Source organism: Micromonospora sp. NBRC 101691 (assembly GCF_030269285.1).
Taxonomy (GTDB): Bacteria; Actinomycetota; Actinomycetes; order Mycobacteriales; family Micromonosporaceae; genus Micromonospora; species Micromonospora echinospora.
In genome coordinates this window covers 43,405-65,625 of the sequence record NZ_BSTB01000029.1, presented here as the reverse complement: position 1 = coordinate 65,625, position 22,221 = coordinate 43,405, and the positions used below count along the sequence as shown (strand labels likewise).

Genomic DNA, 22,221 nt, shown 5'->3' with positions numbered 1-22,221 from the left:
GTCCCAGCGACGAGGCGGCACGCAGCCCCGACGGCGGGACGCGACAGTGGTTCCACCTCTCGCCCTGGCCGGATGACCCTTCGGAGCGTGGCACCGCGCCTGGATCACTCGGCCGAGTCGGTCACCTGCTACGCAGGGGCGCGGAGGCGTGCGACCTCGCTGCGGGCGTGCCGGACCGGGTCGGTCTCCCGGCCGCCGGACCGGGCCAGTTCCCGCGCCAGATCGTTGGCGGCGGTGAGGACGTGCCGGGCGGTCCGCTTGTCCCGGTGGCCGTGGCGGGACTTGAGGTACGACCGGCGGGTGCGGCATCCGCCGCTGGCCGCCGTGAGCTCGTCGTCGGTCAGTACGCCCTGGGCGGCCTCGGGTGCGAGAACGGCGCGCAGCCACCGTTGTTCCTGCGGTACGGCGAGCCGGAACGTCAGCCAGAGCAACAGCAGGTTGGCAGCGGGGAAGACGACGATCATCAGCAGCGGGGCGCCGTAGTCGCCGGCGACGAGGTAGCCGATGGCACCCAGGTTGTCCCACCCGCTGTGGGCGGCCATGGCCGCGAGCATCAGCAGGAGCCCCCGCACCCGGTGCCCGGGGTCACCCCGGCCGATCAGCCACATCAGCCCGGCGCAGAAGACGGCGCTGAAGAGCACGTGCCCGACCAGTCCGGTCAGCCCTCGGACGAGAATGATCTGGAGCACGGCCCCGACCTGGTCGGCGCCGAAGTTGGCGTACGTGTTGTTGAAGGCGTACAGGACGTCCTCGGAGATCTGGAAACCGAGCCCGGCGAACGCGCCGATCATCAGCCCGTCGTACGGGCTGCGGACCAGCCGGGGAGCCAGGCCGATCAGCAGGACCAGGGCCAGCGCCTTGGACGTCTCCTCGGTGAACGGCGCGGTCAGCCCCGCGCCCCAGTCGGTGACCCAGGCCAGACCGAACCCCTTGCCGTACAGCGACAGGATCGCCCCGTTGGCGCTGATCGCGAGCCAGAACGTGGCAGCGCTCGCGCCCCAGACGAACGCGGTCAGCAACAGCTTCGACGGGAGCGAGGTGTAACGGTTGTGGTACGCGAGCAGGAAGAGCCACGGGATCGTGTAGAGCGCGAAAGCGAGGACGCCGGTGCCCAGCCCGACGCCGTAGGCCCCCAGGGCCGGGCCGTAGTAGTGGAGCATCCCGTAGCTGCCTGCGGCGACGCCCCAGACGAAGACCCAGAAGCACAGGTTGCGGGGTTGTACGAGCCGGAACGGCTCACCCCAGCCGGAGTCCCGGATCGCGGCGGCCCGCTCGGCGGTGAGAGCGGTGGTGTCGACGCTACTCACGACTGTCCCTCCAGGCTGACGCTGCGGAGCATCACGTCGATCTCACGTTGGTACACGGCGAGCTGCTCTCGGGATGCCGCGCTGATCTCGATGGTCATCCCCCGACGGTCGGGAAGGGCGTAGGCGGCGATCATCCCGTCGGCCGCCGTGCTGGTGTACCTCTCGATCACCCCGGTCAACCCGTTGACGGTCGGCACCGTCGTCCGTTCTCCGTCGATCGTGAACGCCGGCCGGGCGTCGGACCTGTTCTCGTTGGTGTTGACCTGGTCCAGCAGCGCGTCGGCGTCGCCGGTGAACGGTGCGACGCGGAGATGGGCGGCGACACCGTCACGGACGACGGTCGCGTTCGGCGAGCCCTCCTCCGGCTCTGCGGTGTCCGCGCCGACCCGGAGGCCGTCGACCAGTTGCCAGCCCTGCGGCGGGGTGACGGTCAGTCCGCCGGACAGGTTGAGGCGGTCGCCCGGCCGGATGGCGTCGTCCGGGGCCGGTGTCGCCGAGTCGACCAGCGGCAGGACCCAGGCCAACAGGAAGCCGAGCACCGCGACCACCAGGCCGGGCAGCAGGCTGCGGCGGTCCAGCCCGAACCAGCGGTGCTCCGCCGGGACCCAGGAGGGGGGAGGGACGTGACGCCCCTCGTAGGTGTTGCCCATGGCCGCCATCCTTGCCCCGTCAGGGGCGCTCGAAACCGCAATCACGGGGCTGACCAGGTTAGTTCTGTCGGTCGCGGACCCGCCGGTGCCGGCGAGTCCGCACGATCGGTGCGACTCCCGCCGCCATACCCGGCCCCGGCGGCTGCCCACCGCGTCGTCCGCCGGACCGTTCGCCGGTGCGCGGTGCGGCACACTGAGCGACATGACGCGGGGGCATGACCGTCTGTGCTGGGTGGCGGCCGGACCGGTTGCGGGAGTGGCGTTGGGTGCGGTCGACTCGGTGGTTGACCACGTACCGGTCTGGCTCGGCGAGGTCGGCACCGCGCGCGCCGAGCGTGGTGCCGGGTCGCAGGTGGCGGAGTTCGCCAGCCTGATCCTCGACGCCGGTTGGGCGTGGGCGGCGGCCTCGGTCCGGTCGGGCTGAGCCGGAAACCGCGCGGGCTGAGCCGGAACTGCCCCGTCTGCGCGGGCAGCTCGACAGGACCGCGACCGGGAATCCGTGACCCGGCGGGCCGACCCGTCCCGCGATCAGTCGACGGTGGGCAGTTTCGGACCGAGGACGTCGTCGGCGTCGACGATCGTGTACGCGTACCCCTGCTCGGCGAGGAAGCGCTGCCGGTGGGCGGCGTACTCGGTGTCGATGGTGTCCCGGGAGACCACCGTGTAGAAGTGCGCCTGGCGACCGTCGGCCTTGGGACGGAGCACCCGGCCGAGCCGCTGCGCCTCCTCCTGCCGGGAGCCGAACGTGCCGGAGACCTGGATCGCCACCGCCGCCTCGGGCAGGTCGATGGAGAAGTTGCCGACCTTCGAGATGACCAGCGTCCGGATCTCGCCCGACCGGAAGGCGTCGAAGAGCCGTTCCCGCTCCTTGTTGGTGGTCGAGCCCTGCACGATCGGCGCGTCGAGGTACTCGCCGAGCTGGTGGAGCTGGTCGATGTACCCGCCGATCACCAGCACCTGGTCGTCCGGGTGCCGCTGCACGAGCGCGCGGACCACCGGCAGCTTGGTGCGGGCGGTCGCCGCCATCCGGTAGCGCTCCTCGCTCTCAGCGGTCGCGTACGCCAGCCGCTCGGCGTCGGTGAGGGTGACCCGTACCTCGGTGCACTGGGCCGGGGCGATCCAGCCCTGCGCCTCGATGTCCTTCCACGGCGCGTCGTACCGCTTCGGGCCGATCAGGCTGAACACGTCGCCCTCCCGGCCGTCCTCCCGGACCAGGGTGGCGGTCAGGCCGAGCCGGCGGCGGGCCTGGAGGTCCGCGGTGAACCGGAAGATCGGCGCGGGCAGCAGGTGCACCTCGTCGTAGACGACCAGGCCCCAGTCGCGGGCCCCGAACAGGTCGAGGTGGGTGAACGCGCCACCGCGCCGCGAGGTGAGCACCTGGTACGTGGCGATGGTGACCGGGCGGATCTCCTTGCGCTCGCCGGAGTACTCGCCGATCTCGTCCTCGGTCAACGAGGTGCGGGCGATCAGCTCACGCTTCCACTGCCGCCCGGCGACCGTGTTGGTGACCAGGATCAGCGTGGTCGCCTTCGCCTCGGCCATCGCCGCCGCCCCGACCAGGGTCTTGCCCGCGCCGCAGGGCAGCACCACCACGCCGGACCCGCCGGCCCAGAACGCCTCCACCGCCGCCCGCTGGTACGACCGCAGCGTCCACGGCTTCCCGCCGTCCTTGCCGGCCTCGGCCAGTTCGATCGGGTGCGCCTCGCCGTCGACGTAGCCGGCCAGGTCCTCGGCGGGCCAGCCGAGCTTGAGCAGCGCCTGCTTGAGCCGGCCGCGCTCGGACGGGTGCACCGCGATGGTGTCGTCGTCCAGCTTCGCGCCGAGCATGCCGGCGAGCTTCTTGCTCTTGGCGACCTCGATCAGCACCAGCCGGTCCAGCGCCTGCAGCACCAGCCCGTGCACCGGGTCGTTGGCGAGCTGGAGCCGGCCGTACCGGTCCATGGTCTCGGCCACGTCCACCAGCAGCGCGTGCGGCACCGGGTAACGGGAGTACTTCAGCAGCGCGTCGACCACGCCCTCGGCGTCGTGCCCGGCGGCGCGGGCGTTCCACAGCCCCAGCGGGGTGAGCCGGTAGGTGTGCACGTGCTCGGGGGACCGCTCCAGCTCGGCGAAGGGCGCGATGGCCATCCGGCAGGCCTGCGCGTCCGGGTGGTCGATCTCCAGCAGCAGGGTCTTGTCCGACTGCACGATCAGTGGTCCACCGTTCACGCCGGGTCCTCCCGCTCTCACCAGGTGTTTCGCTGTCCGTCGCGCCGTCGCCCCCGTGCCACGACGGAATCTGGGCGACCCTCCAGTCTTGCACGCACGGGGGGCGGCCAGAAAAATTCACTACAGGGTGCAACCTTCGCGGCACTCACATACGTCTAGCGAAGGGACGGCTGTGCCCCTAGGAGGACACATGAACAGAGTTCGGTCCACCATCGGGGTCGCCGCCCTGGCAGTGGTCACGCTGGTCGGTGCGAGCGCGTGCGCGCTCGACCCGCAGGCTGATCCGGCCGGCGACGACCTCGCCGCGGTCAGCGTGTCGGGACGGTTATCGGGGGAGAGCGCCTCGCTCGGCTCCGACCAGCTGACCGGCCTGACGTCCGCCAGGACGACGACCGCGACACTGGCAACCACCCGCTCCACCGTCCAGACCACCTCGAACAGGACCAGGGCCGCCGCCTGCCCGCAGGGTGAGTACCAGAAGGCGGTCGAGACCTATCTCGCCAAGCTGGGCACGTTCGGCAAGGTCATCGTGGACGGCAAGCAGTCCGCCACCGACTGCGCCGCGATCAAGAAGTTCCAGCAGCGGTACGACATCCGCCCGGTCCAGGGTCGTGCCGGACCCACCACGTACGACGTGTCGAAGCGGCTGGCCACGACGAACGTGAAGAGCTGCAAGACCGGCTCCGGTGTCACGTTCTGCATCGACCTGACCCGGCAGACCACCTGGGCCATGCGCGACGGCAAGGTGGTCATCCCGCCGACGGTGACCCGGACCGGGATGCGCGGCTACGCCACCCCGACCGGCACCTACAAAATCAACAAGCGGACCGTGAAGGAGTGGTCCGACCCGTACGAGGTGTGGCTGCCCTACTGGCAGCGCTTCGTGGGTGGCATCGGGTACCACCAGACCACCACCTACCTGCACGACAAGTCCATCGGCTCGCACGGCTGCATCAACCTGCTGCCGTACGACGCCAAGCGGTTCTGGGACTGGGGCAAGATCGGCTACCGCGTGGTCGTGTTCGGCAAGCGGCCCGGCACCTGATCCGATCCGACCGCGTCCACCCTGTCACTTCGTTCCATCAGGTGACAGGGTGGACGCAGGGGCGGCGACGGGGAGGTCAGCAGATGACGGTCGACCGGGACACCACCGCCGAGAGCGAGCGGAACGCCGCACCCGTGGCGGAGGTGCCCTCCGGCGACGACACCCGACGCACGGGAGCCGACGACACCCGACGCAGCGACGGAGCCGCCGGGACGCCCACCGTGTCCACCGCGACCGTGGTGGCGTACGCGGTGGCCGGCGCGGCGGTCCTCGGCTGGTTCCTCTTCGGTTGGCTCGTGCTCCAGCAGGGGTTCGTCGACTCGCTGGGCGAGTCCGCTGGGGCGGCCTTCGCCCTGCTGCTGGTCGTCTCGATCGTCGGCACCGTCCGACGCGGCCGACGCCGCTGACGACCTACTCGTCCCGCACCGCCGCGGTGATCCGGTGCAGGGCGAAGGTGTGCAGCATCTCCGTCCGCTCGTCCTCCGCGCGCAGGTAGCCCGCCCCGATCGACACCGGACGCACCAACCGGGACGCGGTCGCGCCGTGCGCGTCCACGTACCCCACCCAGACCAGGGCCTTGTCCCGGACCGCCTGTTGCAGCACCGCCAGCGCGTCCCGGTGACCCGGCACCGCGACCGGACCGCCTCCCTCCGGCGCCACGCCGCGCAGCACCGACGGGGCCCGCCGGGCCACCCGTGCCGCCGCCTCGCCGCGCCGGATCTGCTCCACGATGCCGAGCAGCCGGGGCGGAGTGAGCCGGGGCCCGGCCAGCGGGTCGACCGAGCGGGTGGTCACCGGCACCCGGGCCGGGGCCCGCCGTGCCTTCGGCCGGGCCAGCACCGCCGCCCCGGCCGCGTCCTCCGGCACCGGCGCGTAGCCGGCGTCCCGCAGCGCCCCCAGCAGCCGGCCGATCTGGTACGGGGTGACCAGCACGGTCGGGGCGAGCCGACGCATCGACAGCCCCTCCAGCCGCCGGTCGGCGAGCACCTCGACCAGCAGCGCCTCGTCGTCGCTGCGCAGGTACGCCCCGGCCGACCCGACCCGCAGCCCACCGTGCCGGCGGGCCACGTCGTCCACCAGGTACGTCAGCCCCTGCGGCACCGGGGTCCGGGACCGGCGACGGAACAGCTCGTGCAGGTCCTCGGCGGACCAACCGGCGTCCAGCGCCCGGCGCACGCTCGCCGTGGTGACCCGGTGCACGCTCGCCCCGCCGGCCGACTCGTGCTCGGCGACCACGTCCAGTTCGGCGGCGAGCGTCGGCTCCGGTGGACCCGGCACCACCACGGTCAGGTCGGCCTGGACGAGGAAGTGGTCGACCGGCTCGGGGAGCAGCGCGTCCAGGGCCCGGACGGCGGTGGACTGCTCGTCGGGATCGGTCCGCACCCCCAGCGGGTCGTCGACGCCCGCCCCCGGGGACTCCGTGTCGGCCAGCAGCAGTCGCCCGTACGAGGTGAGCGCCCCCAGCCCGGTCACGCCCAGCGTGGCCGCCTCCGCCAGCACCTCCCGGTGGGCCGTCTCCCGTCCCCGGCTGCGCCGGGGCGCCCGCCAGTCGAGCAGTCCCAGCACCTCGTCGGGGGTGGGGGCGGTCGCCGGGGGCAGGTCGGCGAGGACCCCGAGCACGGCCCGCCGGGCGGCCGGCGCGCCGGCCCGTTCCGCCTCGGCGGAGAGCGCGCTGATCGGCCGGTCCCGGTCGTCCCGCTGCCCGACCAGGCCCACCTGCCGGGTCATCGCGAGCCAGGCGCGGGCCAACTGCTCCCAGCGGCGGGCCAGGGAGAGCGCCCGCCACACCTCGTACCCGCCGGTGGGCAGGACCTGCTGGTCGGCCCCGTACCGGGTGGTGCTGGCCCCGGGAAGGTCGAGCTCACCGAGGAGCCCGGCCGCGTACGCCGTCTCCAACAGCAGCGCGCTGGTCGCCTCGTCCAGCCCGGTGCCCTTGGCCAGCCGGCGCAGGTCCCGCACCCCGAGGCCGCCGGTCCGCAGCACCGGTGCCGGGTCGGCGGCCAGCGCGTCCAGCAGCGCCTCGGTGTGGCGTACCACCTCCATGGTCTGCCCGGTCCCGGCGTTGTCCACGAGCTTCGCCTCACGGGGCGCGGCGGCCACCGTCGGCGGCTCGGTCCGCAGCGGGCCGAGCGGGCCCGTCTCCCGACGTAGCAGCAGACCGACCTCGCGGGGCAGTTCCACCGCGCCCGCCCCACCCGACTCGGCCCCGGAGACCGGCACCAGCAGTTTGTGGTCGACCAGCCAGCGCACCGGGGAACCGGTCGGCGGGCCACCGTTGGTCGGATCGGCCGGGACGACGTCCTGCACCCCGGAGGCGGGTGCGCGCAGCGCGCCCGGGGGCACCGTGCCGACCGGCGGTCCGGCGGCGAGCCGGTCCAGGATCGCCCGCGCGGAGGGAGGCGCGGCCAGCAGCGTCCGCCGCAGCTTCGCCGGGTCCGCGCAGAGCGCGGCGGTCGCCGGGTCCAGCTCCGCCGCCGGCCGGCCCAGCCCCGCCGGGTACGCGGACACCTCGTCCACACTCGCCACCACGTGCAGGTCGTGCTCCGGGCCGTACACCAGGAAGAGCTCGCGCAGCCGCGACAGGGCGGTCCGGACGGCGGTCGGCGCGGGCGGACGCGGACCGGCGGTGGCCATCGCGAGCACCGCCTCCACGGAGGTGCCGCCTCCGCCGGGACCCCGGGTCAGCCGGGCGGCGTCGAGGATCTGGAGGGTGAACTGGTCCAACCCGTCGAGCGCGCGGGCCACCGAGACCCGCGACTGGGCCCGGACGGCGAGGGCCGAGAGGTCGGCGGGCACCGGCACGACGAGGTCCGGCCGCCGGGCGAGCAGCGCGGCGAGCGCCTCGTCGTCGAGGGTGCGCAGGTGGTCCGCGAGTGAGATGGTCATCGTCGTTCCACGCTAGCCCGCCGAGGGGCCGTCGCGCCCCTCGGACATCCGGTCGGTACCCCGGCGACGGTAGGTTCGCAGCATGCCCCCGCTGATGGTCGGATTCGACCTCGACATGACCCTGGTCGACTCACGTCCCGGCATCGCCGCCGCCTTCCGGGCGCTGACCGCCCGGACCGGCGTGTACGTGGACGTCGACGCCGTGGTCGCCCGGCTCGGGCCGCCGCTGCGCACCGAGATCGCCAACTGGTTCCCGCCGGAGGAGGTCGATCAGGCGGTGACCCTCTACCGGGAGCTCTACCCGGCGTACGCGATCACCCCCACGGTGCCGCTGCCCGGTGCGCTCGCCACCCTCGACGCGATCCGCGCCCACGGTGGGCGGGTCATGGTGGTCACCTCGAAGCACGGCCGGCTGGCCCGGCTGCACCTGGACCACCTCGGACTCTCCGTCGACGAGCTGGCCGGCGACCTGTTCGCCGAGGAGAAGGCGACCGCGCTGGTCGCGCACGGCGCGACCCACTACGTCGGCGACCACGTGGCGGACATGGTGGCCGCCCGGACGGCCCGGATCCCCGGGATCGGGGTGACGACCGGTCCCTGCACGGCCGAGGAGCTACGTGCCGCCGGAGCGGACACGGTGCTCGATGATCTCACCGGATTCCCGGCGGCGATGGGGCGGTGGATCCGGCTAGCCTGAGGGGAGTAGACGTCTCAAACGAAGCAGAGGTTCTCAGGTGCCGACGGGTCGAGTGAAGTGGTATGACGCGGCCAAGGGATACGGGTTCGTCACCAGTGACGAAGGTGGCGACGTGTTCCTGCCCAAGGGCGCGCTGCCGACAGGGGTCACCGATCTGAAGGGCGGTCAGCGCGTCGACTTCAGCGTCGTGGACAGCCGCCGGGGCGCGCAGGCGATGGGGGTCAAGCTGCTTGACGCCCCGCCCTCCGTCGCCGAGCTGCGCCGCCGGCCGGCGGAGGAGCTGCACGGCCTGGTCGAGGACATGATCAAGGTGCTGGAGGCCAAGGTCCAGCCGGACCTGCGGCGGGGCCGCTTCCCCGACCGGAAGACCGCGCAGAAGATCGCTCAGCTGGTCCACGCGGTCGCGCGCGAACTGGAGGTCTGAGGCACCAGCCCGGCGTCGGCGGCCCGGCCCAGCAGCGCCTCCACGGCGGCGAGGCCGTCCGTGCCCAGGTCGGCGGTGAACTCGTTGACGTAGAGCCCGATGTGCTGGTCCACCACGTCGGGCTCCATCTCCTGGGCGTGGGCCAGCACGTAGTCCCGGGTCGCCGCCGGGTCGGCCCACGCCCGCTCCACCGAGGCGCGGATCCACCCGGCGGCGGCCAGCGGGTCCACCACACCGCGCCGGGCCAGGATCGCCCCGAGCGGGATGGGCAGGCCGGTGGTGGACTCCCACCACTCGCCGAGGTCGACCAGGGCGGTCAGCCCGTGCCGGGGGTAGGTGAACCGGGCCTCGTGGATCACCAGTCCGGCGTCGTACCGGCCGGCGGCCACCCCCGGCATGATCTGGTGGAACGGCACCACCTCGATCCGGGCCGGCGGGCGGTCCGCCGACCAGAGCCGGAACAGCAGGTACGCCGTGGTCCGGTCACCCGGCACGGCGACCGTCGCGCCGGTGAGGTCCCCGGCTCCGGGGCGGGTGAGCAGGAGTGGACCGCAACCCCGGCCCAGCGCCCCGCCGCAGGGCAACAGGTGGTAGTCGTCCAGCAGCCACGGCAGTGCCCCGTAGCTCACCTTGACCAGGTCGAACGCGCCCTGCTCGGCAGCGTTGTTGGTCACGTCCACGTCGGCGTAGGTCACCTCGACCGGCGGCGCGCCGGGCACCAGGCCGTGCACCAGCGCGTGGAACACGAAGGTGTCGTTGGGGCAGGGCGAGATCGCCAGCGAGAGTGCCACGCCCTCACCGTAGCCCGTTGACCTGCCGCTCCGGCCACGCCCCTCGACCACGGTCCCGCCCCCGGGCCGCCCTCCCTGGTCCGCTGCGCCCGGCCCGTTCGGCCTGCCACGCCTTGCGGCACCGACGGTGCTCTTCTCACTCCCGACGGCCGGTCTCCCGCCCTGGTGACATGCCCCTTCGAGTCCTTTGGAGCTGCCCGCACAGACGGGGCACCATCCGCCCGCCGCCCGCCGCCCGCCGCCCGCCGCCCGCCGCCCGCCGGGTTAGTTGGTTGCAGGGGACCCTTCTTCGACAAAAAACGGTAGGAAGGGTCCCCTGCAGGCACCCGGCACCCGGCACCCGGCGACCGGCACCCGGCACCCGGCACCCGGCGACCGGCACCCGGCACCCGGCGACCGGCCGGTCGCGGGCCGCCCCGCCCGCTCTGTGGGCGCACGGACGGGGCAGCTCCAAAGGGCCGGAGCGGGCATCATCCACCGCCGGTGTGGGTTGTCCACAGGTTTGTCCACAGGTTCGACGAGGCTGTTGAGGACGACGACAACCGCTCGGACGATGGGGGTGTGAGGAAGCACGCGGTGAGCCTCGACGGACCGAACGAGGACCAGCCGACCGGTGGGCGCCGGCGCGGGAGCGGGCGCGGAGGCGGAGGCGAGGATGAGGCGGACGGTGGGGGCGAACGCGGCGGGGCGGGTGTCGAGCTGGGGGCGGTGCTGCGCGCCCTGCGTCGCCGGGCCGACCTGAGTCAACGCGAACTTGCCGTGCGGGCCGGAGTGTCGAAGAGCACGGTGGCCCGGATCGAGTCGGGCGGGGCGGACGATCCCCGGTTCCGTACGGTCGAGCGGCTGGTCCGCGCCGCCGGGGGCGAGGTGGCGGTCGGCGTCGCGGATGACGGACGGCCGGCGGCGGTGCCGGCCGTGCCGCACGACGGGTGGCGGGACGGCGCGGACCGTCGCTACCCCGCCCATCTCGACGTGCGGGAGGTCCGCACTCTCAAGGACTGGCCGGGGGCCTGGTGGGCGGACTGGTACAACCTGCCGCCGGAACGGTGGCCGTTGCCGGTGCCCCCGGCGACCTACGATCTCGACCGGCGTGGTCGTGACCGACGGCGGGAGGTCGACCGGATCCTCCGGTGTCTCCGTTACCGGCGTGACGACGTCGGCCTGCCCGCCACCTCGTGGCGGCTCGTCGCGGAGCTGCCCGATGGTGCGCTGGTGGGGGAGTTGCGGGCCCACGAGCGCAGCGTCGACCTGCTGTCGACCCGCCCCGGCGACGGCGCGCGGGAACTGGTGCTCGACGGGGTGCTGGTCGCGCCCGGCCTGCATCGGGTGGGCATCGGCCGACGGCTGGTCACCCTCCTCGTCGAGGGGATGGATCAGGCCGGGATCGGCGCGGTCCACGCGATCGCCGAGGGCGGTGCGGTCGAATTCCTGCTCGCCTGTGACTTCCGGCTTGGATGCAGCCGACCGTGGGCGCTCAGCCTCCGTCGGCCCCCAGGGCGTCGAGGGCCGCCGCCGCCGAACCCAGGGCGGTGAGGGCCTCCCGGAGCCGCCACGCGTCCCGGTCCCGGGGCCCGATCGGGTTGGAGATCGTCCGGATCTCCACGAAGGGAAGTCCGGCCTGGGCGGCGGCGACCGCCACGCCGTGCCCCTCCATCGCCTCGGCCACCGCGTCGGGGTGCCGGACGGCGAGGGCCCGGGTGCTGGCCGCGGTGCCGGTCACGGTGCCGACGGTCAGCACCGTGCCGACCACGGCGTCCGGCAGGGCCGACCGCAGGGCGGCGAGCAGGGCCGGGTCCGCCTCGACGGCGACCGGGCCGCCGAGTTGCTCGGCAGTCATGCCCAGCTCGTCGATCGGGATGAAACCCTGCGGTGACTCCGCACCCAGGTCGGCCGCGAGGCTGCGTTCGGCGAGCACCGTCCCGCCCACCGCCACCCGGTGGGCGAAGCCGCCGGCCACGCCGGCGCTGACCACGCCTCGGTACGGGCGTCCGGCGGCCTCGGCGAGCGCCAGCAGACGTGCGGTGGCCGCGCCCGCCACGGCCGGCCCGACCCCGACCGGGACGACGGTCGCCGTCGGATCGGTCAGTCCGGTGCGGAACGCCTCCGCCTCGGCGGGAACCGCGGTCACCACGAGCAGGCCGGTCACGCCACCGGCCCCTGGGAGTCCTGGCGGTCCTCGTCCTCTGACCGGTCGGCCGCCGGTGAGGGACGGTAGAGGTGGAAACCGGGCGGGACCAACCGCTCGTCCTCGGGCGCGGTGGGTGCCGGCGGACGGGCCGGGGGCGGGGAGGGGGGCTGGGGCCGGGGCGGGGTGGACACGGGTGGTGGTGCTGGTGCCGAAGTGGGCGGGGCCGTCGAGCCGGCCGGAACGGGGGTCGGTGTCTCCGCCGGGCCGGACGGATCGGTGGCGCCCGACGGATCGGTGGTACCCGACGGGGCCGGGTCGGGATCCGGCGGGTCGGTGGCGTCGGCGAGTTCCTCGTCGCCGAGCGGGCGGCCGATCAGGCGTTCCCCGCGTAGCCGGTTGGTGACCAGCATGCCCCGGACGGCGGCGAGCGTGCCGGCGGCGGCAGCGACGCCGATGCCGATCCGCCCGTCGAAGGGGACCAGCCCGAGGCCGCCGCCGGCCACGAAGGCGAGCATCAGCGCCGTCTCGGAGTGGGCGAAGGAGCTGGCCCGGAGCCGCTCCGGGATGCGTTCCTGGATCGACGCGTCCACGGCGAGCTTGGCGATACCGCTGCTCAGGGCGGCCACCAGACAGAGCGCGGCCACCATCTCCAGGGAGAACCGGATGGTGGCGAAGACCGCCACCCCGGCCACGATGACCATGCCGCTGGACTGGATCAGCGCCGGGTGGTGGATGCGGAGCCGGGTGCCGACGGCGGTGGCCAGGAAGGTGCCCACGGCCAACGCCGCGCCGACCAGACCGAGGGCGGCCTCGTCTCCGAGATCCCGGCCGAGGATCACGGTGGGCAGGTCCCCGGCCTTGATCGCGAAGGCGAGGAAGAGCAGCAGGAAGCCGTACACGGCACGGAGGCTGGCCGCGCCGATCAGCGTGGCCAGCACCAGCCGGCCCGCCGGGCGTCCACGTCCCAGGGGCCGTTCACCGTCGCGGCCGAACGCCCGGCGTAGCGGGCGGGGAACCCGTTCCGGCGGTTCGGAGTCGGCGCGGGGCGGGAGGCGCAGGGCGATCACCATGCCGACCAGGAAGATGAGCGAGGCGACCCGGAGCGGCCACTGCGGGCCGAACCAGAACGCGGCGAGTCCGATCGGCGCGACGAGGCCACCGGCGATGGTGCCGTAGACGCTGGCCCGCGCGCCGACCTGGGAGAGGCCGAGCCCTTCGGGCAGCAGCCGGGGCACGGCCGCGGACCGGGCCACCCCGTAGGCGCGGGAGAGGGCGAGCACCCCGAACGCCGCCGGGTAGAGCCCGAAGCCGTGGATGTAGTCGGAGATCATCCAGGCCAGGAACGCCCGGCCCAGCATGGTGGCCGCCAGGGCGTAGCGCCGGCCGTGCCGGAAGTGGTCGAGCAGCGGACCGACCACCGGTGCCAGCATCGCGAACGGCACCATCGTCACCAGCAGGTAGATCGCGACCTTGCTGCGGGCCTCGCCGAGCGGGACGTTGAAGAAGATCGTTCCGGCCAGGCCGATCGCGATCAGGGTGTCCCCGGCGCAGGAGACGGCGTGCAGGTCGAAGAGGCGGACCATGCCGACCTCGCCCCCGGCGCTGCGGGCCCGGGCCCGGCCGAACCGCCGCCCCATCCACATGCCGCCGTTGACCGACCCCCGGAAGAGCTTTCGGGTGGTACGGACGCCCGTGCCGACGGTCGTCCCGAGGACGGAGCGCCCGGAGCGGGAGAACAGCGGCATGTGCTCCATCCTCGCCCATCGTCCCGGCCGACGCCGCATCTGCCCGGGAAGACGTGTGTCGGGGAGTCCCTGTCGGTCCGCGCCGCGCATGGGGGACAATGGACAGGTGACCAGGCCCGCCTCCGCCCGCGCCCGTCTCGACCAGGTCTGCGCCGCCGCCGTCGAGGTGGCCCGCGACGGCATCACCGAGGTGGAGCCCTCGGATGTCGGCGACCACCTGAAGGCCGCCGCCGAGGGCGACCGGCTCGTCACCCACTACTTCGAGTGTCGACTCCCGGGCTACCGGGGCTGGCGTTGGGCGGTGACCGTCACCCGCGTCCCGCGCAGCCGTAACGTCACGGTCTGCGAGACCGTCCTGCTGCCCGGCCCGGACGCGCTGCTCGCGCCGGGCTGGCTTCCCTGGCAGGAGCGGCTCCAGCCGGGCGACCTCGGCCCCGGTGACCTGCTGCCCACCCCGCCGGACGACGAGCGACTGGCCCCGGGCTACGTGCTCTCCGACGACCCGGCGGTCGAGGAGACCGCGTGGGATCTGGGGCTCGGCCGCTCCCGGGTGTTCTCCCGGGAAGGGCGGATGGACACTGCCCAGCGGTGGTACGACGGTGACCACGGCCCCGGCGCGGCGATCTCGGTGGCCGCCCCCGCCCCCGCGCGCTGCGGATCGTGCGGTTTCTACCTCCCGCTGGCCGGGGCGCTGCGGCAGTCCTTCGGCGCCTGTGGCAACTTCTACGCTCCCGACGACGGTCGGGTGGTCAGCGTCGACCACGGGTGCGGCGCGCACTCCGAGGCCCTGGTCGAGACGGCCGAGGCCGCGGTCGACGAGCTGCCCACCGTCTACGACGACAGCGCGGTCGAGGAGCTGTCGGTGAGCCGGGCACCCGGCTCGGTAGAGGCGACCGAGCCGGGAGAACCGTACGGCCACCCCTGAGCCCGACCGGCCGCGCCGGCCGGTGACGGCACTCCGGGTGGCCCGGGTGGGTCAGCGGCGCGCGCGGCGACGTCGTCGGTTCGCGTCGTGCCGCATCATCACGGCCAGACCGGGAAAGCCCCACAGGAAACCGGCCAGGCAGGTCCAGAGCCAGTTCTCGTGACCGTTCGTGGTGAGCCAGTCGCGGAAGAAGACCAGGAGCGTCAGCCCGACGACGGCCCAGATCGCCAACCCGGCGAGGGCGAAGGGCACCATCGGCGGGTCGAGCGGCTCCGGCCGCGGTGGCTGTTGTCTGGGCACGGGGGAAGCGTACCTCGATCAACTTTTCCTTGTGGCCCCTGATCTGCGACGATGCGGCCCGACAGACGGAAGATCAGTTGCGAGGACCCGATGGACAAAGCCCCGTCCAAGACCGGAACACCGTTCGGCGCAGCCCGCCCCCGCAACGGCTTCGACCGGTTTTTCGAGATCTCCGCCCGTGGGTCGACGGTGGGCCGCGAGGTGCGGGGCGGTCTCGCCACCTTCTTCACGATGGCCTACATCGTGGTGTTGAACCCGTTGATCATCGGCGGCGCGGTCGACGGCGAGGGTAAGCGGCTGGCGATCCCCGCCCTGGCGGCGGCGACCGCGCTGGTCGCCGGGGTGATGACCCTCCTGATGGGTGTGGTGGGCCGCTTCCCGCTGGCGCTCGCCGCCGGGCTCGGCGTGAACGCGCTGGTCGCGTACGAGATCGCACCGCAGATGACCTGGGCGGACGCGATGGGCCTGGTGGTGATCGAGGGTGTGATCATCGCCGTGCTGGTGCTCACCGGGCTGCGGACCGCGGTGTTCCGGTCGGTCCCGACCGAGATGAAGACCGCGATCGGGGTCGGCATCGGCCTCTTCCTGACCATCATCGGTCTGGTCAACGCCGGGTTCGTCCGTCGGGTGCCGGACGTGGCGAACACCACCGTCCCGGTGGGGTTGGGCATCGGTGGCAAGCTGGCGAGCTGGCCGATGCTGGTCTTCGTGCTCGGCCTGCTGCTCACCCTGGTGCTGGTGGTGCGCAAGGTCCGGGGCGCGATCCTGATCGGCATCCTCGCCTCGACGGTGCTGGCGATCATCGTCGAGGCGGTGGCGAACGTCGGTCCGTCGGTGGTGAACGGGCAACCCAACCCGAAGGGCTGGGCGCTCAACGTGCCGGAGTTGCCGAAGAACGTGGTGGACGTGCCGGACCTCTCCCTGCTCGGCAACTTCAACGTGCTCAACTCGTGGAGTCAGGCCGGCTGGCTGGTCGCGCTGATGTTCGTCTTCACCGTGCTGATCACGGACTTCTTCGACACGATGGGGACGATGGTTGCGGTCGGCCAGGAGGGCGACATGCTCGACGAGCGGGGCACCCCGCCCCGGGCCAAGGAGATCCTGCTGGTCGACTCGATCGCGGCGGCGGCCGGCGGTGCGGCGAGCACGTCGAGCAACACCTCGTACATCGAGAGCGCGGCGGGTGTCGCGGAGGGCGCCCGGACCGGCGCGGCCAACCTGGTCACCGGCGGGCTGTTCCTGCTGGCGATGTTCCTCGCGCCGCTGGTGGTGATCGTGCCGTTCGAGGCGGCCTCGACCGCGCTGGTGGTGGTCGGCTTCCTGATGATGATGGCGGTGCGGACCATCGACTGGTCCAACTACGAGATCGCCATCCCGGCCTTCCTCACCATCGTGCTGATGCCCTTCACCTACTCCATCTCCAACGGGATCGGCGCGGGCCTGATCACGTACGTGGTGCTGAAGTTGGCGAAGGGGAAGGCCCGCGAGGTCCACCCGCTGCTGTACGGGGTGGCCGCCCTCTTCGTGGTGTACTTCCTACGCGGGCCGCTCGAAGCCGCCCTCCTGTGACACCATCCCGGCCCGGGACACCTCAGGGTGTTTCGGGCCGGATGGGACTAAACGCCTGGTGAGCCTACTCATATCGGATGTCGTTAGCTCGGCTTATTAGCTAGGCTAACCAACGTGACGGAGCGGACGGTGACGACGAGACGCGTGGCACCGACGCAACTGGCGCAACAACTGCGTGATGCGCTCACCCGACTCAACCGGCGGGTCCGCCAGGCCCGCCCGGTGGGTGACCTCACGGTGACTCAGCTCTCCGCCCTGACCAGTCTCCGGCTGGCGGGCGCGCTGACCCCTCGGGAACTGGCCGACGTCGAACGGGTGCAACCGCCGACGATGACCAGGATCGTCGCGAAGTTGGAGGAGCGTGGCCTCGTGCGCCGCACCCCCCACCCGACCGACGGCCGGCAGGTCATCCTGGCGGCCACCGAAGGGGGGCAGGCCGTGCTCGACCAGTTCGAGCGGGCCCGCGACGAGTGGCTGGCCAACCGGCTGGCCGACCTCACCGAAGAGGAACGCGACACTCTGCGGCACGCCGCCGAGATCCTGCAGCGACTCGCCCGCGGCTGAACGCCACCGGGTCCGCACCGTCCGTCCTGGATGACGCGTACCCGAGGAGGCGCACCGAGCGTGCGGACGAAGCTGAGCACGATGTTCCAGTCCCTGCAGATCCGTAACTACCGGCTCTTCGCGTCCGGGCAGCTGATCAAGTTGATCGGCGTCTGGATGATGTTCATCGCCCAGGACTGGCTCGTCCTCGACCTCTCCGGCGACTCCGCCACCGCGCTCGGCATCGTCACCGCGCTCCAGTTCGCCCCGGTCCTGCTCCTCACCCTTCTCTCCGGCCGCCTCGCCGACCGCTACGACAAGCGCCTGCTCCTCTTCGTCGCCAACGCGTTCTGGAGCGTGCTCGCGCTCGGGATGAGCCTGCTGGTCCTCACCGGCCTGGTGCAGCTCTGGCACGTGTACCTCTTCGCCGCCCTGCTCGGCGTCGCCAACGCGGTGGAGACCCCGGTCCGGCAGGCGTTCGTCTCCGAACTGGTCGGCACGCCGCTGCTGCCGAACGCGCTCGCCCTCTCGGCGGCCACCTTCAACAGCGCCCGGATCATCGGCCCCGCCCTCGCCGGCATCGCCATCGCCCTCGTCGACGTCGGCCCGGTCTTCCTGGTCAGCGCGCTCAGCTCGCTCGCCCCGCTGGCCAACGTGGTCCGGATGAACCCCGCCGAGCTGTACCGGGAGGACCTCCGCCCGGTGAAGGAGCGCGACTCGGCCAAGGTGGTCGACGGGCTGCGCTACGTCGCCAAGCGCCCCGACCTGCTGCTGCCCATGGCGCTGATGTCGGTCATCGGGATGAGCCTGTTCAACTTCCAGCTCACCCTCGCCGCCCTCGCCAAGACCGTCTTCGACACCGGCGCGGCCTCGTTCGGCCTCTTCACCACCACGCTCGCGGTGGGCTCGCTCGCCGGTGCCCTGGCCGGCAGTGGACGGCGCAGCCGACCGTCGGTCTGGACGGTGCTCGGTGCGGCGGTCGCCTGTTCGGTGTTCGGCACCCTGGTGGGGCTAGCGCCCGCCTACTGGCTGGTCGTCGCGTTGCTCCTGCCGACCGGGTTCTTCGTGCTCTACTTCGCCCAGGCCGCCAACCAGCGGGTGCAGCTCGGCACCGACGCCGCCTTCCGGGGCCGGGTGATGGCGCTGTGGGTGCTGGTCTTCCTCGGCACCAACCCGGTCGGCGCGCCGCTCATCGGCTGGGTCGCCGAGACGTACGGCGCGGGCGTGAGCATCTGGGCGGGCGGGCTGATCTCGCTCACCGCCGCCCTGATCGCCCTGACCTGGCAACTGCGCCGCTCCGGTGCCCGGATCCGGCTGCGGGTCAACCCGCTGCCCCGTTTCTACGTCGTTCCGCCGCCGACCGTCGACCTGCCCGGTCGCGGCACCTGTGGGACGCGCGTACCCGCGGAGGCTGGTGTCCGCTGAAACGTCCCCGCCCGGATACCGGCATTCCGCTGGCACGGGGGGTCACGGGGGATTAGCGTCGATGCGTGGAGGCCGGTCGGGCGATGCTGCTGGTGCTGGCGATCCTCCTCGTGGTGTGCGTACCGGCCGCAGTTGCCCTGGTGTGCTGCGGCGACGACCGCCTCGACCGGATCGCCGGCGCCTGGTCACGTCGACGGGCCGCTCGGCGCGACCGGCGGACCATCGCCCGCCTCGACCGGGCCGTCGGGGCCGACGCCCTCACCCGTGACATCGACCTCACCGAGTTCGACCGGCCGGACCGTCGGCCGCTGGAGCAGATCGCCGCCGACCTGTGGCGGCTCCGCGCGTACCGGCTGGGACGCGGCGGACGCCCGATCGTCTGGCCGCTGCTGCTGATCAAGGCGTACGACGACCGGCTCCGACTGGCCTGCCGGTGTCTCGGCATCCCCGAGCACCTGGCCGAGCTGGAGGGGGTCGACCGGGAGATCGAGCGGGTCCGCGTCGAGGGGGCGTTGCACGCCGCCGGGCTTCCGCTGCCGGCGACCACCACCGACCACCGCCAACGACACCGGTGACCCGACGCCGGCGTCGATGAGGCTCTTCGTCGCGGTCCACCCGCCCGCCGACGCGATGGCGGATCTCGCCGTGCAGGTCGCCCGGCTGCGGATCGGACTGGCCGCCGCGGTCGGCACCAACGTACGACTGGCCGACCCGGCGGACGCGCACCTGACCGTCGCCTTCCTCGGCGAGGTCGCCGAGGACCGGCTGCCCGCCGTCCGGGAGGCGCTGGGCCGGGCAGCCGGCCCGTGCCGGGGACCGGAACCGCCCCGGCTCCGGCTTGGCGGCGGCGGCCGGTTCGGGTCCGGCCGGCGCACCGTGCTCTGGGTGGACGTGCTCGGCGAGGTGGAGCGGCTGGCGGCGCTCGCCGCGCGGATCCGGGACGAGCTGGACGCCGCCGGACTGCCGTACGACGACCGGCCGTTCCGGCCCCACCTCACCATCGCCCGCCCCGGCGACCGGCTCGACGTCGAGGAGGACCAGGCCACGCTGGGCGGATACCTCGGCCCGAGCTGGCCGGCGACCGAGGTGGTCCTGGTCCGCAGCCACCTCGGCCCGGTCGGCGGCCACCCGGGCCCGGTCCGCCGGTACGAGCACCTCGCCGCCTGGCCCCTGTGACCCGGCCGGGCCGGCGGACACCGCCGCCCCGCGCGGCTGACCGACCGCCCCGCGCGGCTGGCCGACCGTCCTGCGCGCGGCTTGACCGTCCCGCGCGGCTGGTCGACCGCCCCGCGCGGCTGGCCGACCGTCCTGCGCGCGGCTTGACCGTCCCGCGTCGCCGGCCGGACCGGGGCGGTGGCTACCAGGCCCACGCCTCCGGGGCGGGACCGCCGCTGCCGATCGGCGGGAAGAGCTCGTCGAGCCGTTCCCCGGTCGCCTCGTCGAGACGGACCGCCAGGGCGCCGAGGGTCCGGTCGAGCTGCTCGACGGTACGCGGGCCGATGATCGGCGCGGTCACCCCCGGACGGGAGAGCAGCCAGCCCAGCGCCACGTCGGCCGGGTCGTGGCCGAGATCCGCGCAGAGCTGCTCGTACGCCTCGATGGTGTCGCGGTGGGCGGCCAGCGCGTCGCCGGAACGGCCGGTCGTGCCGCGTGCCGCCCCACCGGCGGCCATCTTGGCCAGCACACCGGCGAGCAGCCCGCCGTGCAGCGGCGACCACGGGATGATGCCGAGGCCGAGGTGCTGGGCGGCCGGGATGACCTCCAGTTCGGCGTGCCGGGTCATCAGGTTGTAGATGCACTGCTCGGAGACGAGTCCGAGGAAGTTGCGCCGTCCGGCGGCGGCCTGCGCGACGGCCAGGTGCCAGCCCGCGAAGTTCGACGAGCCGACGTAGAGCACCTTGCCCTGGGCGACCAGGGTCTCCATGGCCTGCCAGATCTCCTCCCACGGCGTGCTCCGGGAGATGTGGTGCATCTGGTACAGGTCGATGGTGTCGGTGCGGAGCCGGCGCAGCGAGTCCTCGCAGGCCCGGACGATGTGCCGGGCGGAGAGACCCTGGTCGTTCGGCCAGTCGCCCATCTTGCCGTAGACCTTGGTGGCCAGTACGACCTTCTCCCGGCGACCGCCGCCCTGGGCGAACCAGCGCCCGATGATCTGCTCGGTGACACCCTCACCGGTCTGCCAGCCGTAGACGTTGGCGGTGTCGAAGAAGTTCAGGCCGTGCTCCAGGGCACGGTCCATGATCGCGAAGCTGTCGGGTTCGCTGGTCTGCGGTCCGAAGTTCATGGTGCCGAGGCAGAGCCGGCTGACCGAGAGGCCGGTACGGCCGAGGTTCGTGTACTCCATGGGCTCACCCTGCCACGGCACCGTCGACCGCACCGGCTGGCCGGTGCGGTCGGACCATGCGGTGGACCGGTGCTGACGTCGGGGGTGCCCGGCGTCGGTCGGGTCAGGAGGACTCGCGGGCCGCCGGACCGGACCCGAAGAGGACGTCGTCCCAGCTCGGCAGCCGCTTGCGTGGCTTACCGGCAGTCTCGGCAGGGGCCTCGGCGGCGGGCGCGCCGGTGCGGCGGGGCCGGAGCACCGCCAGCGACGGCACGGCCGGCACCTCCTTCGGCGCGTCCGAGTCGTCGTCGAACGCCGAACCCTGGCCACCGCCGAGCAGCGCCGCCGCGCCCCCGCTGATCGCCCGCTGGCGGGGCGTCTCCTGGTCGCCGAGGGCGGCCGGGGTGCGCGGTTCGAGGCCCCGGCCGGAGGTCGAGCCGAGCGGCCGGTCCAGCGAGGCGAGCAGGGCGTCCCGGCCGGCGCGGATCGGGTCACGACCGGTCCGGGTGCGCTCGACGGGAGCCGGCAGGCCGTGGCCGCCCCGGCTCGGTTCGCCCCGCGACGGGCCGGGCAGCGCGTGGCCCCGCTCCGGCGGGTCCTGGCCGAGGATCGGGGTGGGCCGTTCGGCGCAGAGATACTGCGCCATGTCGTCGTGCGGCGTGACGTTCTGCCGGGTCTTGTCGAGATCCCAGACCGCCTGGGCGGTGGCCTTGCCGGAGGGCCAGGTGGCGATGATCCGCCAGGTGCCGTCGTCGCGGCGGTACGCGTCCCAGGAGATCTTCTCGGTGTCGATCCCGTGCTGGGCCAGCCGGCCGTTGACCACCTCGGCGAGCGGGGTGGGCTTCTCGGCGCCCTTGAGCCGGGTGCGTCGGGCGTGCTGGGCGAGCATGGCCCGCTCCTGGAGCACCGGGCCGGCGTACCGCAGGACCCGGTCGACCGGGACGCCGGCGACGCGGGCGACGTCCTCGGCGGACTCGCCGGAGCGGATCCGGGCCTGGATGTCCCGCGGGGACAGTGAGGGGATCGGATCGGGGGCCCGTTCGGTCGCGACGGCCAGCGGCGGCGCGCCGGGCTCGGCGTGCAGCACGTTGGTGACGCGCTCGTCGATGGGCAGGGCGAGCAGTCGCCCCACCTCGTCGGCGAGCACCAGGGCCTGGCCGTCCTCGGAGAGGGCGACGAAGCGTACTGGGCGCATGACGTTGCCTCCGTCCCGCTTCGCTGGCCGCACGCCAGGGTCAGCCACCCGGGCGTCTGG

The 22,221-nt window shown here is 73.3% G+C and carries 22 protein-coding genes; 12 read left to right on the top strand and 10 right to left on the bottom strand.

The genetic code is table 11. The features are described from left to right. Positions 1-128: 128 nt before the first annotated feature. A complete protein-coding gene (locus QSK20_RS30210) occupies positions 129-1,307 on the bottom strand; it encodes a PrsW family intramembrane metalloprotease (protein ID WP_285792020.1) in 1,179 nt (392 codons plus the stop codon). Then, a complete protein-coding gene (locus QSK20_RS30205; protein ID WP_285792019.1) occupies positions 1,304-1,957 on the bottom strand; it encodes a hypothetical protein in 654 nt (217 codons plus the stop codon). Before QSK20_RS30205 ends, QSK20_RS30210 begins: the two co-directional genes overlap by 4 nt. 202 nt (positions 1,958-2,159) lie before the next feature. On the opposite strand from QSK20_RS30205, the gene QSK20_RS30200 reads away from it, so the two are divergent. Continuing rightward, on the top strand, positions 2,160-2,381 hold the full coding sequence (locus QSK20_RS30200; RefSeq protein WP_285792018.1) for a hypothetical protein: 222 nt from the start codon (positions 2,160-2,162) through the stop codon (positions 2,379-2,381). Positions 2,382-2,485: 104 nt separating this feature from the next. Here the strand turns inward: QSK20_RS30200 and QSK20_RS30195 are convergent, their stop codons facing one another. After that, on the bottom strand, positions 2,486-4,165 hold the full coding sequence (locus QSK20_RS30195; protein ID WP_285792017.1) for a DNA repair helicase XPB: 1,680 nt from the start codon (positions 4,163-4,165) through the stop codon (positions 2,486-2,488). 190 nt (positions 4,166-4,355) lie between these two features. On the opposite strand from QSK20_RS30195, the gene QSK20_RS30190 reads away from it, so the two are divergent. Further along, a complete protein-coding gene (locus tag QSK20_RS30190) occupies positions 4,356-5,210 on the top strand; it encodes a L,D-transpeptidase family protein (protein WP_285792016.1) in 855 nt (284 codons plus the stop codon). Positions 5,211-5,293: 83 nt separating this feature from the next. After that, positions 5,294-5,617, top strand: a complete 324-nt coding sequence (locus QSK20_RS32315) for a hypothetical protein (protein ID WP_502889075.1) — start codon at positions 5,294-5,296, stop codon at positions 5,615-5,617. A gap of 4 nt (positions 5,618-5,621) precedes the next feature. On the opposite strand, the gene QSK20_RS30180 is transcribed toward QSK20_RS32315, so the two are convergent. Further along, positions 5,622-8,096: a helicase-associated domain-containing protein gene (locus QSK20_RS30180; protein ID WP_285792015.1), complete on the bottom strand. Its 2,475-nt coding sequence runs from the start codon at positions 8,094-8,096 to the stop codon at positions 5,622-5,624. Between the two features lie 82 nt (positions 8,097-8,178). Here QSK20_RS30180 and QSK20_RS30175 point away from each other — a divergent pair, with 82 nt between their 5' ends. Together QSK20_RS30175 and QSK20_RS30170 are read left to right on the top strand one after the other, a co-directional pair. After that, the gene (locus tag QSK20_RS30175; RefSeq protein ID WP_285792014.1) at positions 8,179-8,793 is read left to right on the top strand and encodes an HAD family hydrolase; all 615 of its coding nucleotides are present in this window, start codon (positions 8,179-8,181) and stop codon (positions 8,791-8,793) included. 37 nt (positions 8,794-8,830) lie between these two features. Continuing rightward, positions 8,831-9,217 (top strand): cold-shock protein, encoded by a 387-nt coding sequence (locus tag QSK20_RS30170; protein ID WP_088980993.1) that lies wholly within the window; start codon positions 8,831-8,833, stop codon positions 9,215-9,217. Here the strand turns inward: QSK20_RS30170 and QSK20_RS30165 are convergent. Further along, entirely contained in the window at positions 9,178-10,008 is an 831-nt protein-coding gene (locus QSK20_RS30165; protein ID WP_285792013.1) for a 1,4-dihydroxy-6-naphtoate synthase, read from the bottom strand. The genes QSK20_RS30170 and QSK20_RS30165 overlap by 40 nt on opposite strands. A 576-nt stretch (positions 10,009-10,584) precedes the next feature. Between QSK20_RS30165 and QSK20_RS30160 the strand changes: the two genes are divergently transcribed. Then, positions 10,585-11,541, top strand: coding sequence for a helix-turn-helix domain-containing protein (locus QSK20_RS30160; RefSeq protein ID WP_285792012.1), 957 nt, complete (start codon positions 10,585-10,587; stop codon positions 11,539-11,541). Here QSK20_RS30160 and QSK20_RS30155 read toward each other — a convergent pair. Next, a complete protein-coding gene (locus tag QSK20_RS30155) occupies positions 11,483-12,154 on the bottom strand; it encodes a futalosine hydrolase (RefSeq protein ID WP_285792011.1) in 672 nt (223 codons plus the stop codon). The genes QSK20_RS30160 and QSK20_RS30155 overlap by 59 nt on opposite strands. After that, a complete protein-coding gene (locus QSK20_RS30150) occupies positions 12,151-13,881 on the bottom strand; it encodes an MFS transporter (protein ID WP_285792010.1) in 1,731 nt (576 codons plus the stop codon). The genes QSK20_RS30155 and QSK20_RS30150 overlap by 4 nt, the downstream gene beginning before the upstream one ends. Here QSK20_RS30150 and QSK20_RS30145 point away from each other — a divergent pair. Further along, entirely contained in the window at positions 13,880-14,806 is a 927-nt protein-coding gene (locus tag QSK20_RS30145) for a DUF3027 domain-containing protein (RefSeq protein ID WP_285792009.1), read from the top strand. The two genes, QSK20_RS30150 and QSK20_RS30145, sit on opposite strands and share 2 nt — an antisense overlap. 51 nt (positions 14,807-14,857) lie before the next feature. Here the strand turns inward: QSK20_RS30145 and QSK20_RS30140 are convergent, their stop codons facing one another. Then, positions 14,858-15,106, bottom strand: coding sequence for a DUF2530 domain-containing protein (locus QSK20_RS30140; protein WP_285792008.1), 249 nt, complete (start codon positions 15,104-15,106; stop codon positions 14,858-14,860). 90 nt (positions 15,107-15,196) lie between these two features. Between QSK20_RS30140 and QSK20_RS30135 the strand changes: the two genes are divergently transcribed. The 5 genes from QSK20_RS30135 (at position 15,197) to thpR (ending at position 19,819) form a co-directional block, all read left to right on the top strand. Next, positions 15,197-16,675 carry an NCS2 family permease gene (locus tag QSK20_RS30135; protein WP_502889074.1) on the top strand — a complete coding sequence of 493 codons (1,479 nt, stop codon included), beginning with the start codon at positions 15,197-15,199 and terminating at the stop codon, positions 16,673-16,675. 114 nt (positions 16,676-16,789) lie between these two features. Then, entirely contained in the window at positions 16,790-17,239 is a 450-nt protein-coding gene (locus QSK20_RS30130; RefSeq protein WP_176737831.1) for a MarR family winged helix-turn-helix transcriptional regulator, read from the top strand. A 60-nt stretch (positions 17,240-17,299) separates the two neighbouring features. Then, a complete protein-coding gene (locus QSK20_RS30125; protein WP_285792006.1) occupies positions 17,300-18,643 on the top strand; it encodes an MFS transporter in 1,344 nt (447 codons plus the stop codon). 65 nt (positions 18,644-18,708) lie between these two features. Next, positions 18,709-19,218, top strand: coding sequence for a hypothetical protein (locus QSK20_RS30120; RefSeq protein ID WP_285792005.1), 510 nt, complete (start codon positions 18,709-18,711; stop codon positions 19,216-19,218). A 16-nt stretch (positions 19,219-19,234) separates the two neighbouring features. Further along, positions 19,235-19,819 (top strand): RNA 2',3'-cyclic phosphodiesterase, encoded by a 585-nt coding sequence (thpR, locus tag QSK20_RS30115; protein WP_285792004.1) that lies wholly within the window; start codon positions 19,235-19,237, stop codon positions 19,817-19,819. A gap of 181 nt (positions 19,820-20,000) precedes the next feature. Here the strand turns inward: thpR and QSK20_RS30110 are convergent, their stop codons facing one another. Both QSK20_RS30110 and sepH read right to left on the bottom strand, forming a co-directional pair. Continuing rightward, on the bottom strand, positions 20,001-20,987 hold the full coding sequence (locus QSK20_RS30110) for an aldo/keto reductase (RefSeq protein ID WP_285792003.1): 987 nt from the start codon (positions 20,985-20,987) through the stop codon (positions 20,001-20,003). 103 nt (positions 20,988-21,090) lie between these two features. Further along, complete coding sequence (gene sepH, locus QSK20_RS30105) at positions 21,091-22,161, bottom strand: septation protein SepH (RefSeq protein WP_285792002.1); 1,071 nt, start codon at positions 22,159-22,161, stop codon at positions 21,091-21,093. Positions 22,162-22,221 lie beyond the last annotated feature (60 nt).